This window comes from Vibrio sp. ZOR0018 (assembly GCF_963865925.1).
GTDB classification, from domain to species: domain Bacteria; phylum Pseudomonadota; class Gammaproteobacteria; order Enterobacterales; family Vibrionaceae; genus Vibrio; species Vibrio anguillarum.
Genome location: NZ_CAWMCN010000163.1, coordinates 20210 through 34297, shown reverse-complemented (window position 1 = coordinate 34297; position 14088 = coordinate 20210). Strand labels below are relative to the sequence as shown.

General features: G+C 44.1%; 10 protein-coding genes. 2 read left to right on the top strand and 8 right to left on the bottom strand.

The features are described from left to right. Window positions 1-121: 121 nt before the first annotated feature. The 8 genes from AACR75_RS18180 to AACR75_RS18145 form a co-directional block, all read right to left on the bottom strand. Window positions 122-1825, bottom strand: a complete 1704-nt coding sequence (locus tag AACR75_RS18180) for a S8 family peptidase (protein WP_047688212.1) — start codon at window positions 1823-1825, stop codon at window positions 122-124. A gap of 311 nt (window positions 1826-2136) precedes the next feature. Further along, window positions 2137-2433 carry a Dabb family protein gene (locus AACR75_RS18175; protein WP_047688210.1) on the bottom strand — a complete coding sequence of 99 codons (297 nt, stop codon included), beginning with the start codon at window positions 2431-2433 and terminating at the stop codon, window positions 2137-2139. Between the two features lie 144 nt (window positions 2434-2577). Then, on the bottom strand, window positions 2578-2862 hold the full coding sequence (locus tag AACR75_RS18170; RefSeq protein ID WP_010318209.1) for a type VI secretion system PAAR protein: 285 nt from the start codon (window positions 2860-2862) through the stop codon (window positions 2578-2580). A 112-nt stretch (window positions 2863-2974) separates the two neighbouring features. Continuing rightward, window positions 2975-4075 carry a hypothetical protein gene (locus AACR75_RS18165; protein ID WP_047688208.1) on the bottom strand — a complete coding sequence of 367 codons (1101 nt, stop codon included), beginning with the start codon at window positions 4073-4075 and terminating at the stop codon, window positions 2975-2977. Further along, window positions 4059-7754 (bottom strand): LysM peptidoglycan-binding domain-containing protein, encoded by a 3696-nt coding sequence (locus AACR75_RS18160; protein ID WP_047688206.1) that lies wholly within the window; start codon window positions 7752-7754, stop codon window positions 4059-4061. Before AACR75_RS18160 ends, AACR75_RS18165 begins: the two co-directional genes overlap by 17 nt. A 2-nt stretch (window positions 7755-7756) precedes the next feature. Continuing rightward, window positions 7757-8284 (bottom strand): DUF4123 domain-containing protein, encoded by a 528-nt coding sequence (locus AACR75_RS18155; protein ID WP_047688204.1) that lies wholly within the window; start codon window positions 8282-8284, stop codon window positions 7757-7759. Beyond that, the gene (locus tag AACR75_RS18150) at window positions 8281-10380 is read right to left on the bottom strand and encodes a type VI secretion system Vgr family protein (protein WP_047688202.1); all 2100 of its coding nucleotides are present in this window, start codon (window positions 10378-10380) and stop codon (window positions 8281-8283) included. Before AACR75_RS18150 ends, AACR75_RS18155 begins: the two co-directional genes overlap by 4 nt. A 139-nt stretch (window positions 10381-10519) precedes the next feature. Continuing rightward, window positions 10520-11038 (bottom strand): Hcp family type VI secretion system effector, encoded by a 519-nt coding sequence (locus AACR75_RS18145; RefSeq protein WP_013857791.1) that lies wholly within the window; start codon window positions 11036-11038, stop codon window positions 10520-10522. Between the two features lie 303 nt (window positions 11039-11341). On the opposite strand from AACR75_RS18145, the gene arfB reads away from it, so the two are divergent. Together arfB and AACR75_RS18135 are read left to right on the top strand one after the other, a co-directional pair. Beyond that, a complete protein-coding gene (gene arfB / locus AACR75_RS18140; RefSeq protein ID WP_017043428.1) occupies window positions 11342-11755 on the top strand; it encodes an alternative ribosome rescue aminoacyl-tRNA hydrolase ArfB in 414 nt (137 codons plus the stop codon). 381 nt (window positions 11756-12136) lie between these two features. Then, entirely contained in the window at window positions 12137-13888 is a 1752-nt protein-coding gene (locus AACR75_RS18135; protein WP_047688200.1) for a lysophospholipid acyltransferase family protein, read from the top strand. Window positions 13889-14088 lie beyond the last annotated feature (200 nt).

The following is a 14088-nucleotide window of genomic DNA, read 5'->3' as shown; positions in this document are numbered from 1 at the left end:
GGCGCAGCTGGATAATATCAGCTACGCCTTTTATTACGCTCACTGTTATTAAATTAAGCCATCGGTAAATAGGCCTGTGCTTGCACAACAAGCCAAAGTTGATCCATTACCGACTGCAACACTACTTGCTCGCGAGTGTTTCAAAAGCGGCTTCAGCATCAACGATTCCACCCGAGATCGATAGCGCACTGAATGGAACAAGCGTTTCAGGTGGTGATGGTTTTTTCACTAACAGCTCAGGATAACGACGGGCGCTATCAAGTAATAGAGCTTTGAGTTCTACTGCGGAGAGCTCTGGATAGCGTGACCACACCATAGCGGCAACGCCTGATACTACAGGTGCAGCCATACTCGTACCACTATAAGTGGCGTAGTTATTGCCTGGCGTAGAAGAGAGAATGCGATAACCGGGTGCAAAGATATCAACCGATTTTTGGCCATAATTACTAAAACTGGCGACAAAATCTTCATTCGCGTATTTCGCTGATGCACCTACGTCTATCCAAGTTGAAATAGGTGACGATTCGTAAGTATCGGCAAAACGATTAGGGAAGCTTGGTTTACTATCATTATCACTTTGGCTATTGCCTGCAGAATGGATGATTAACACACCTTTGCTGGCCGCATAACGAAACGCGTGGTCAACTACAAATTTACGTGGTGAATAGCTTTTACCAAAACTCATGTTGATGATTTTTGCGCCATTATCCACCGCATAACGCACAGCGTTGGCAATGTCTTTATCGCGCTCATCACCATTGGGCACCATACGCAACGACATGATTTTCACATCTTCAGATAAGCCGTCAATACCGATACCATTGCGACGCTCTGCCGCAATAATTCCCGCCACATGCGTACCGTGTGATGCATCAGGCCCTTTTACATCATTATTTCCATACCCCTTTTCCCAAGGATTGCTGATGTCATCTAAAACGATATCAGCACGAGGATCAAACTCAAGGTTGTAGTAGTAATCCAACGCATCTTGATATCGGCTTCGTCTTGACTCGAGGTAGTCAAACGAATACCAGTCGTCGAATAGTGCCAACAAAGCTTGAGCAGCGGAGACAACTTCAGGGTTCGGATGTGACAGTAAAATGAGCAAACCTCCGGCCGTAAAATCTTTATGCTGAGTCAGGGCTAAGATTTGCGATTTATATTGATTCGCTTGCGCAATAGCTTCAGTGACCTGCGCGAGCAGGATTTGGTTACTCTGAACCTCGGCTAGATATTCCGTTTCTATTGCTTGGTAGTAAGCACGTTTTTGCTCAGGTATCCAATCATTGCCTTCTAATAAATCCAGGTATTTTTTGTACTCACGCGTCAGCTCTAATGTATCGTAATCCACATTGATACCAAGCGAGTTACCTAAGAAATTCCAACCATACACATCATCAATATAGCCATTACCATCATCATCAATGCCATTGTTTGGAATTTCTCCCGCATTAACCCATAACTTGTTCTTTAGATCTTCGTGTTCAATGTCCACGCCCGAATCTAACACCGCCACGATAACAGGCTGAGGTTTAAGAGGGGGCATCAAGGATTCATACACATAATCCGATCCAACCCCTTGGATAGAGGAATAGTTAGCCGAGAGATTAAACCAATCCCCACGCTGTTCAGAACTCCCAATCATACGCATGAAAAACAAACGAGGCTGGGTAGCTTGTGGAGTATAGTCTTCAACAATATTACCTTTTATATCTTTAATAAAAGGCGAATTAATTGGGGTGGGTTCCACACTGACGTTTGCCGAAACCGATGCTGAAACGAGTATTGCTGCAGCAAGAGCAGAATATTTGTATCCTTTATTCATTTTATTACATCCTATTTAATGCGCTTAGAAAGCGACCAAAAAGATAAAACGCAATACAATGAAAATCATTCACAACAACAATAAAACTATACATTCATCTCACTATTGTGAATGCTTTGTACTGAAAATTTGATCTAAGCACCATTGATACAATGGTGAATAGAAACTCACAAGATATTGATAAGTCTATACTTTAACGGAATAAGGACGATCATTAACAAGTAAAGTTCGATAGACGGCATCTCAACTTTCAGGCTTGAATCCTAGCGATGGAGTAGAGATAAACACCGTCTAGATTTTACTGGCTTTGACTAAATCGAATAATCGAAAACGATGATCTCTTCGAGCAAAGGACGAAAGATATCCTTTAGCGCGTTATGCTCTGGATGAGGTAGATAATTTTGGCGTGCTTGCTCATCGGTAAATGTCATTAAAACGCTGTGAGTATAACCTTGGTTTTTACCTTCAGGGCTGTCGTTCACGCCCCACTCAACAGCGGAGACCCCCTCGATTTTCTCTGGCATGGCTTCAAACAGCGACTTGAGCTGTTGAATGTCGGCAGGCTGAGCTTGTGGTTTGAATTTGATTAATAAGATATGGCGGATCATTGTTCGCTCCGTTTCTGGCCGTAGAATTTCTTTTCATAAAGAGGGATAACGCTGGCTCACTGGTGCTAAAGCTGCTGCGCTTAACACAATAAAGCGGCACTCAAGGTTTGAAGCGCCGCTTTATTGATTAAATGGGCTACAACCTTAACCAATATTGACCGATGAGCCACCAATAATTACGCCACCACAGTCGACTGCATCGCCTACTCGCGCGGCGGGCTTGCCATCAATCATAACGCTACCCGAGCCCCCTTTAATTGCACGCGGGTGGCTTGGGTTTTTCGGCTTGTCATGAGGCTCTAGCGGGTCGCCCTGCCTTGCCACCGCTTTGCCATCAATTTTTACCGTCGGTGACCCAGCGGTGATCGGCGTAGGAGGAAAACCATCATGATCGGATCCGATATCTCCTACTAATGCACCATTTGCCATTGATTTGCTCCTTATCAGATTCGTTGACTAAGCTTGTTGCGATGTTGTTTTTACCCTAAGGGCTTAGGTAGTTTATGCCGTATTATATCGGCTAAAGTATTCGCCTTAGCAACTAATCCACCCAGTCATCACGGCTAGTAAAACCATCGATATAAACCATTGGCGTTATGTCACTCATGAATAACTTAACGTTTTTATTTATCTTTGCCTTTTCTTCTTCATTAAAATTACGGGAACTAAACATATATCCTCCAGACAATTCTTTATAGAGAGCATTATAGAAATATTCATCCTCACTCCCTTCATTAGAACGATGGTATTTATATTTCACTGCACTTGTAGAACCAAGGTTTAAACCTAAACCTCTCAATCTTTCACTCTCTTCCTGTGCAGTTTCCTTTAAGAAAAAGGCCAAGTCATTTACAGCGGGAATATAATTATGATTAGCCGAAATAGTTAACAAATCGATGGCTAACTGGTACTGCTCTGGTGTTTTAGCTTCGTACTTATCTTTACCCTGTGGGCGAACTAAGATGGTATTGACATAATCCATCAACGGTTGGTAATAATGTGCTTGAGAAAAGCGAATCACCTCTTGAATATACTGAGCTCTAGTTTCTTTCGATTGTTCTAACTGTTGCTGTTTTAGTAAAAAATATTGAGCGCGCAGATCGCCTTGCTCAGCGAGTTGTTGAAAACCCTTAATCGCAAGATTCATATTATCTTCATTACAGATATTAGCCTCAGAGGATGATTTATTACCGAGCAACTCCGCCACTTGCTGATCTAACTTTACATTGCCTAAGTAAGCACAACTTTCTCCCTTCTCGGATAGCTCTAATGCAGCATAAGGGTTGCCCTCAAGTAGTGATTTCTGTAGTAATGAAATAACTTCTCCCCTCTTCTGAATGCTCATTAAATTTATTCTGGCATACCACACCATGGCATCAGTGTCCCCTTGCTCAATCAAAGGTCTTAATATCTCAGGGTTAACAGAGCCATGCTGCAATCTGATTAAATAATCGTACATCTTATCTCCAGGCTTTACAGTGCTCGAAATATAAGGATCATCTGATTTTTTATTAATATTCTCGGTAATAAATGGTTGAAATAGGGCAATATCATCTTGTGGATTAGGCTTGCAAGCAACCAGCCCAACCATAACGCTCAGCAGCAAGACAATACGGACAAGCCGATTAAAATAAAGCGTCATAAATACTCCAATTAATAATGATTTCATTCTTTTTCACTAGCTCACTATGAAACTCTGCGTCTTGCCATACTTGCACTTTTTGGCCTACCTCCGGATTTTGCACAACACCGATCGGATAAGCAAAATACTGGGTTGGCTTTTTAATTCCCACTAACAGACCGCTTTGGTACGATTCATCATAACGAGTTAGCACCATATTTTTGCAAAGCGTTTTACTCGCTTTATCAAAATCTTCAGAAATTCCCTTATCCCTACTTAAGTCAGAAGCTGTCACAAACCTTGCCAATCTAAGCCACTGCGCTTGATAGGTTTGCCATTCGACCTGATGGTCTTTTTTGCCTGCGGGAAGTTTCCCCATCGCAATCAAGGTTTCTTTCCACTGTCTCTGGTTGGCTTCCTCACCAACACTCTCATCAGCTTCTAGCCATTGCATAATTTGTACGATTGCTTGTGCTTGAAGTTGATTCGCTTCATGCTCAATTCTGGATTGACCTTGAACTAAACTGCCTAAAATATTGCAAATCGTTTCAGGAGGTAACTTTATAAGCCAAACTCTCATTCTTTCTTTTTCTATTTGATCTACCGTGTTTATACGTTTGGCTAAAAACGGCGCATATTCTTTACTCAGTACCTGTTGCTTATAATCAGCCAATACAGTCACCGGCATAAGTAGCACCTGCACCAAAGGTAAACCTAAGGCTAAACCAATGGTCATTAGGTTATTGAGTTCGTTAAAACTATCGTTGACTCCATTGGCATCCGCTTCTCCAAAAATCGCTAGGCGGCGGAAATGGCTCTGTTTTAATACCCCAAGCAAGCAGCCAATAAACTCATCGACTGCGTTGGCATCCAGATTAATCGCCACTTTACCACTACAACCGGGCCCAACCACTAAGCCTGCTGAAGCCACTAAGATGATAACTCCACCTTGAAACAGTAAACGAAACTCAGCATGATAGCCTGCGCCAAATGAACCAGACAGCTTGCCATCAATCGAACCTAATTTTTTCGGTGCCTTTGGTCCTTTACTCTGCGTAACACACTTAGCCTCTGGAGGGGCCCAGTAAACCGTAGCACCTAAAGTGCCACCTGCTTCTACTCCGGCAAACGCATCAACAGAAACAGCGGCTTCCCCTGCATAGCCAGCAGCTCCCGCACTTGCTAAGTTCGCTCCGGGCAGAGCATAACCATTATAGATATTGGGATCAAACAGCCCTACCGTGCTGCCTTTAATGCCAAAACCTTCACTCACATCACTCGGGCCGATTGCCAACTTAGCACTCAATTGGCATGAAGCGGCCGCCAGACCATAAACTGAACCCGCAATACAAACCCGCAGGTCACCTGCTTTATATGTATGTTCATGATCGTATTTATCGATATAAGTTAAGTTAACCCCATGCCCTTTCACTTTTTCGACCTGCTCTTCCTTCACCATTTTATTTTCTGGTACAAGCGGGAGCCAAAATGAAAAACTGAGCTGACCTTGCAGGGCGGTAAATTGAGCCGAGATGGCTTCTGAGCCGCCGATATCGATATCACCTCGTTTTTTAATAAAATCTGGATAGGAGCTTAAAGGGGTATTAAGTTCGGTCTCCGCCTTGGTTGATAAACGCAGCAACTGCGCTCCAGCGTCAACAGAATAGGCGGACGTTTCACCATTCGGACCAATACCGCCTTGGTAATGATAGCTATCTTGCCAAAAAACAGTATCAAACTCAGCACTGGCTTTTAATGGCATTAAATCTACTGTACTTTCAGGCTTGGTGAGCGCGTTGAGCGCGTCCTGCACAGACCCTGCTTCTACAATGTTTTGTCCATTCGATTGTGGCGAATTGAAGGTAATTTTTTCAGTAATGACTCGAACGTGCCCCGCAGCTAAGGCAGACAGTGGATCTTCATTAGTTTCAGGTATTAACCAGTGTGGGCCTCGGATGTAAAATACTTTACCATCTGAGAGCAAACAGCACTCCACCGCTTGAATATCGTTGGTTCCGGCTTTATTGATAAAGCCTGACTTATGCTTTTCCTTGGGTTTAAATGTAGTTTCATCCCATAACAAGGTAAGAGCTGGCGGCATCTGGCTCGCGTTACCCAAAGTAAACACTAATCCATCAGCGCCTTGTGCTGCCTTTTTTTGAGCCTGAGATTTTAGGTAATTTAACCGAGCTAAAGCGATTTTTTTAACCCAAAGTAATTGCCTAAAAAGTTCATCAATAGGTGTTGAACTGCTAGTGCCAAGGAGTTGTGACAGTGCTTTTTTGTGCTTAATAACCGTGGCGTCAACGACCGCGATCAGTGCTTTTGCCGTGAAGTAAGACCACGCCGCAGGTCCTTTAATAATTCTATCGAGATTGGCGTCCAAACTATCATTGTCAAATTTATCACCTGCGGTTTCCTTATATAACGCCTCGATCAATTGACTGTCATTGATGATGTCTAAGGCATCCCCCGATTCTCGCCATTTCTTCACTTTTTTTAATGCTTCGGGACCACAAGCTACGCCTGACTCACCTTCTAATTGGTCTAAGGTTAGACATTGCTCTTTAACGACTAAGCCATAATGGTTGATGTTTTTTAAGTTTATCGCACACACAAACAGCTTTTGTTTATCAAGAAATGCTTGCTGCTCTTTACTATCGAGCGTAGACATGCGAGAGCGTTGCTCTAAAGCTTGCTGCAACTGTGTTGGCCACTGCTTTAAATAAGCACGAGACTGTTGATAACTGCTGCGAAGCAATTCTTGATCTGATTTATCACGGTTTAGGTGCACTTGCTGTATCCAAGATGCCAAGTTCTTTTGGTGGCTACTGGTAAAATATTCGAGTTTTTTATCATAAATAAACTTGCTGCCATCATCTGCAACATGATTTTTTGCCGCTTTTTCAGCGGCTTTTTCTAGGCTTTCGACCTCTTTTTCAATTTTTTTAATCACCAGTGTCCGTAACTGTTGATTAATATTTTTTTCGAACAAAGGACCTTCTGGTGATGGCCGATATAAAGAGCCGAATTTTCCGTAGTATAAATGGGTGTTTTTTGCTTGCTCTCGATTAGATAACTTCTCACGAGTTTCTTCCAGCGACACGCCAATCAGCCTAGCCACTGTGATCAGATAATCATTCGGATTGGTCCCATCAACTCTGAATGCTTCATTTTTAATCACCAGCTTGGCAAGCAGCAGTGCCTGATATTTTTCAGCATCATCTGACGTCATAAACTGTTCGTGAACTTTGGCGGCAAACTTTGAGATCAACCCCAACTTATTGAGGTTCTTCATCGTAGCTTCTGAATCATTCTCAACAATGGCTTGCGCCATGTGCGCCCTCTCTTCCTCAACTTTTTCTTTTGCTTGCTTAGTCAGCGCATACCAAGCTTTTTTACCCGTTTTAGGATGAGCAGGAACATACAAAATATCCTCGTATTCCTTGGGCGATTGACACGTATCATTTCCACCGTTCACAACCGTTGGCGGCTCAACCAATTCAATACGCGAACCGTCAAATTCAATTGGCTTGGTTAGATCTGACGGCAGTTTTAAAACGTTACCTTCATAAATCAGATTGGGATCTTTAATTTGTTCGCTGTTAAGTTTGATTAACTCATCGATAGAAATATTGAAACGCTGAGCAAGTAAGCTTAAGCAATCATTTTTTAAAATCGTATAGGCATTATTGGACATGTTTATACCCACTGCTTAAAGATAGGAGAGGTCAGAGTAGCAGGTTGGCTTTGCTCTGGCTGAATAGGTGAATGATGAAGCGTTTGCCGTTGACGTGCATGATTAACCCAATGAATGGCTTGAGCTGAACCTAAAAGGGTCTCAATATCGATGTCATTAAGTTGCGATGCAGCCTGATTCCAAAAGACATTGGTATAAAAACGCAAAAAGCAGGCTTTATTGTCGATCTTAACTTGGAGTAATGACTGTAAATGCTCACTAAATGCAGAGCCATCTTGACTCGCATCAAGCTCAAAAATAACCGAGCTTGAATCGAAGTAAGGCAGCGTTAACCATTTATCTAATGCTGTCTTATCGCTACCCAAATTAACAACTAATGGGCTTTGGTCATTCAAATAATCAAAATCTGAACCAGCAAATAATACAATCGCCTGCTGAACAGCCATATTCCTAGTAAGAACATCAATCGCATCAGGAATACGAATGGTATCAACCACTAACCAATAATTAACAGCCTTGGGTTGATTCATGAGGCACCTCGTTCGCACGGACAATCTTCTCGAGGACATGACCCATCACTTTGTTTTTGACACATTTTTGCCATGGGCACATTCGCAATAGACAATGTGGACATGGTTGCTGCTGATAGTTGTAATGGCAATGGGTTTGGTGCTGGCGGTGCAGCAATCATTTGATTCGGCAACGCCGCTACAACACCGCCATAACCCGAGCCGCTGCCTGCGCTGCCGCCGGAGTTAAGGTTGATCGCAGGCCCGACTAGGTGCACACCGCCACCATCCACTTTGATAAAACTACCCGCAGCTCTGATGGTGATCTCATTACCCGCATCTAACACCAACTTATTGCCTGCTTTAAGGTGCACTTCATTACCTGAATCAAAAACCGTTTTTTCACCGATTTTTTGGTGCAGTGAACCACCCACTTCAAGGCTATGATCTAACGCTATTTTCTGACGGCTTTCGCCCTCGACCGTTAGGTGTTGGTTATTTTTGATGTGGCTGAACTGGTCGTTATCCACTGTCAGGTGTTTATCGTGTTTGATGTGGGTGGTGGCATCATTAAGCACTAGCGCTTCATAGTCTTTTTGCGCGTGCAGGTAGATTTTCTCTTGCCCTGCTTGGTCTTCAAAACTCAGCTCATTAAAGCCTTCACCTTGATGCGTTTCACTGCGCAGTACGGTTTTAGTTTTGTTATCTGGCAGTGTGTAGGGCGCTTTATTGGTGGCGTGATAAGCGCGGCCCGTGACTATGGGTTGATCCGGATCGCCATTTAAAAAATCGACTATCACTTCATGGCCAATTCTTGGGATAGCCATCATGCCATATTGGCTGCCTGTCCAACCTTGCGACACCCTCACCCAACATGAACTGTGTTCATCGCCGTTAGAATATCTGTCCCATGGGAAATGCAGTTTAACGCGGCCATACTCATCGCAGAAGATCTCTTCGCCATCGGGGCCAACCACATGGGCGATGCATGGGCCATCCACTTGCGGCTTGGTGTGCGGTGTTGCACGCCACGTTACATCGGCCGGGATCAAGGTAAATTGATTACTGTAGGTTGTTGCACCGCTACCGCAAGATTCTTCTAATGCTTGCGGCTGCCGGCCTTGATGGTTTACTTGCACCACAACCCAATCTCGGTTCACGCTGTCGTCTAAATGTTCGGCCAAATCAAACAGGGTTCCGGCTTGCAAACGCGCTTCATTGCTTTGGCCTTGTGCGGTACTCGCCTGCCTTCTTAGATACTCTAAACGAATTTGGTTAAACGCTTTACCGCTCTCATCGTCTTTAAATCGGCCCGGGAAATCAAAATGTTCATAGTGGGTCTGCTGGTAATCCATCGCGGTGCCGAGTGCACTTTGCTTAAAACCGTAAGTCGGTTTTTTAAAGCTGTAATCCGCCAATTGGCTTTCCGCCACTTGCGATTGCGTATGGCTGATTAAGTTGGAAATGTAAGGCGTATCAACGATACCACCGGACAGCACATTGTAAGGGATCGGCGTATCGAGCTTCGTTAAGCTTTGACTGTCGTCACTGAAAATGAGGGTGTGTTTACCTTCTTCATGTAGGAGGTGATAGACCAAACCCTCTTCGGCGGCTAAGCGGTGTAAAAAGTGGATATCGGTTTCACGGTACTGTACGCAGAATTCGCGCTGAAGACATTCTCGTTTAAGTGCGAAGGCGTAGTCGTCAATGCCCATCTCTTGTAGCACAATGGAAAGAATTTCAGGTACGGTTTTAAGCTGGAAGATGCGGCTATTTTGGCGCAGCGACAAGCGCTCTAATGCAGGCACTAAAGTGAGTGAGTAAAAGGTGTGATGATGACCAATATCGCCTTTACTAAACTGGCGCACGATGCCATGCACGCGCTGCACCACACCGCCATTACGAAAAACCGTTAGCTGAGCCGTTTTGTCGACGACATCGATTGCACTCAAAGTTGATTGACGGCTTGCGAGCTCAATGTGGTAACGAAACCCATAACAAGGCTCGCCATTAGCCAGCACACTCTCCGATAAGGATTCTTGTCCTTGGTATTCTCGCACCACAAATGCATCGTCGGCGAGCCCGTCAACCTTTAACGTAAAATTCAGCGTGGCCATCTTCCATCCTCTTTACACTAGAAACAGCAAAGCCTTAAGCAAGTCACACTCATTGAATGCACTTTGCTTAAGGCTAAAAAAGGTGGCTGGCCGGATTGGCTTTGCTTACGCAACATCAGCCAGCCACCCAAATCAAAGCTTACGCTTCTACTGGTTTGCGCCAATCATCTGAACCTGAAGTACCCGCGTTCACGTGATCCCACAGGATTTTACGGTAAGACATAGAAACCGTAACGTTTTGCGTGAAGTCGCCGTTCGCAGGATCTTGGCAGTGTGGCATTTCGCAATGAATGTCCACGATAGACGCGCTTTCAAGTTTAGTGGTGAAGAAGTTCTCTTGTTTACCTTCGATAGAAGTGCGGTACCATTTTAGCTCAACCGATTTCATCTTCTCGCCAGACGCCAACGCGTTATAAAGAAGAGGAACCGCTTTATTTAGCGCAACGGTGAATTTGAATGGTTTGTGAACACGTTGACCAGAAGGCTGACCTGATTGTGGGTCAGTCGGTACTGTCACAACGTGGTCAAACATTTGAACCAACATTTGATCTTCATGACCTTCAACGAAAGCATCGCCGATAGAGTCAGTAGAAAGAGCGCCTGCAGTGATGAGACCCTGAGTTTCGCCTTCGATAGAGATATAACATGGAGTTGGCATGACTTAATCCTTATTCAGTAAGAAAAAGCGATGGAAATTGCATCGCGTTATGTAATGTTTCTTAAAGCAAAGGGGATGCCAAAACAAAAATAGTTAAATTTCAATCAATTAGATTATAAGCTTTCATTTTCGAGCAAGAACTTGCTCGTCCGGGTAGAAACTTGCTCGTATCAAGCAAGTTTTCGCTGCGATTTCGCAATACGTCACTCTGTATCGCTTTTCCTAATCTAGCCACAATCTGCGGTAGATAACCTGGGCCACCTCCACTAGAATGCGGATTGAACACATTTTTACTTTGGTTGTATGCTCAAACTATCCAACACTATTGAACTGGCAGACTGGGAAATCGAACTTACTGCGATTCGTGCAGCCGGAAATGGCGGGCAAAACGTCAATAAAGTCTCCAGTGCGATCCACTTACGTTTTGACATCAGACGCTCAACGTTACCGGACATCTACAAACAAAAATTACTCGAAAGACCAGATTCCAGAATGACCAAAGAGGGCGTTATTGTCCTCAAAGCGCAATCTCACCGCACCCAAGAGCTGAATAAAGAAGATGCACTCAAACGTCTCAAAGAAATTATTCTTTCTGCGATGGTGATAGAAAAACCGCGCCGGGCAACCAAACCGACAAAAAGTTCTCAACGTCGGCGAGTTGACGAGAAAAAACGGATAGCGGCCAATAAATCATTGCGCGGTAAAGTCTCTTTTTAAATGGCTGGATTGGTAGCAAGGCAAAATAAAGAAGAAAAGAAATAAGCAACCTCGCGCTAAAAACAGCAACGGGAGCACGAAGCTCCCGTCTATTCCAGATCAGCAAAACAAAGGTTCAATTGACATTTTTATATTTTTTACAGCCATTACAAGCTAACACCAAAAATGTCGCATCAACACAAATTTGCTTCATTTTGTGAGCAATAAATTATTTAGTTTTACTAAAAAATCATTGTTGCATCCAAGATTCTAATTTATCTCCAGTTTGAGACGGATTTCATTAAACTGTAAAAAAACAGCCATCAATTACTCACTTAATCGCAGCCAGATTGTCATCTTCCCTCTCTAGCATAAGCACAAAGCATAAAATGCGAGGTTGCTATGCTCACGATAAGCCCTTTTAAATTACCGAGAAAAACGCCGTTTGGACTAGGCGAACACTTCACTGAGTGGGCGACAGGCCTAACTCGTTTAGATAAGTTTTATGCACAACGCCCACCCCATTGCGATACCGCAACATTTTTGCGTTTTACGTTAGAGGTATTGGGTATTAACTACCAAGTGGTGAAAGGATCATTAGCTCAAGTTCCCACTCAAGGCGCGACAGTCGTTGTTGCAAATCACCCACTTGGTTGTGTGGAAGGCGTTATTCTGGCTGAGATGCTGCTTTCAATTCGCTCAGACGTGCAGATATTAGCCAATCACTATTTAAAAACCGTACCAGAGTTAGATTCGCTGTTCATTGGTGTGGATGTTTTTGAAGACAAAGCCGCGCAAAAAGCGAATATGCAAGCCTTGAGAGCCGCCAATAAACACCTTGCTCAAGGAGGGCTGCTATTGATGTTTCCTGCGGGCGAAGTGTCACAATTGGTTGATAGTAAAACGCAGAAACTGGAAGACAAACAGTGGAGCCGTTCAGTCAGCCGACTGATACAAAAGCATCAAGCGACGGCGTTACCTGTGTTCATCAACGGGCAAAATTCGAAACGCTTTTACATGGCCGGAAAAATTCACCCGCTACTAAGAACGTTAATGTTGGGCCGTGAACTGCTCAATAAAAAGCATCAGCGTATCGAAATCGCCATTGGCGATGCGATCAATCATAAAGAAATCCAACATCTGTGTGATGAGACGCTGGTCAGCTATTTAAGGCTCAACACCTACCTTTTAAGTCACATCAACCCAACCAAGCGCAATAAAACCAATGATGAGCCGTTACAACCCATTGCACAGCGGCTCCCCCTAAGCGCTTTGTTACACGATATTGAGCAGCTTTCTTTTTCTGATCATCTATTAAGGCATAACGAATTCGATGTGTATTGTACCAGCGCAGAAAACATTCCCTCGTTACTGCACGAAATAGGACGAGTGCGAGAGCACAATTTCAGGCTGGTAGGTGAAGGCACTGGCACCGAGCTCGATATCGATCAATACGATCGCAACTACCTGCATCTATTCATTTGGGATCGCGAAGCGCAGAAATTAGTCGGAGCTTACCGTTTAGGCTTAGTCGACCGTATTGTGCCTATAAGCGGTATTGCAGGTTTGTACTCACGAACGCTGTTTCAGTATAACCACCGCTTTCTCAATACCATAGGTAATGCAATTGAAATGGGGCGTTCAGTCGTCGACATCGAGTATCAAAAAAGTATGGCTCCGCTATTGCTGCTTTGGAAGGGAATCGCAACCTATGTGCACCGAAACCCGCACTATACGCACCTATTTGGACCCGTAAGTATCAGCAATGATTACAGTGAAAGTGCGCGCCGTTTATTAGCCGATACAATGACGCAGCACTACTACAATAACCAACACGCCCATTTGGTAGAGGCAAGTAACCCACTCCCCAAGCAACAAGCTCCTTGGAATGCCAGTTTGCTGAGTGCATTGGCTGATTTACAGCTGCTTTCAAAAGTGATTGCCCGGTTGGATGAAGGGAAAAGCGTACCAGTGCTACTGCGTCAATACCTCGGTTTAAATGGCAAGTTAGTCAGTTTTAACGTAGACCCTGATTTTAATGATTCGTTAGATGGCTTGATTGTGGTCGATTTACGCAACGTTCCGGTGCGCAGCTTAAGCCGCTACATGGGCACCAAAGAAGCATACGAATACCTCACCCATCACACGCTTTAACTCTGTTATTCGGGTTGTTTATACCTCCTCTTTTTAAGGGGAGGTATCCCTATAACACACTCCCCCAACCTAGCACTCCTTTTGAAGAAAACAGAGCTGAGTTTCGCATATTGGATAGCACTATCAGGGGCGCTTTCAAATTAAAAATGGCATGCTCCCAACGCTCACAAAACTGATTCCCTCCCCTTCAAGGGGGGAGG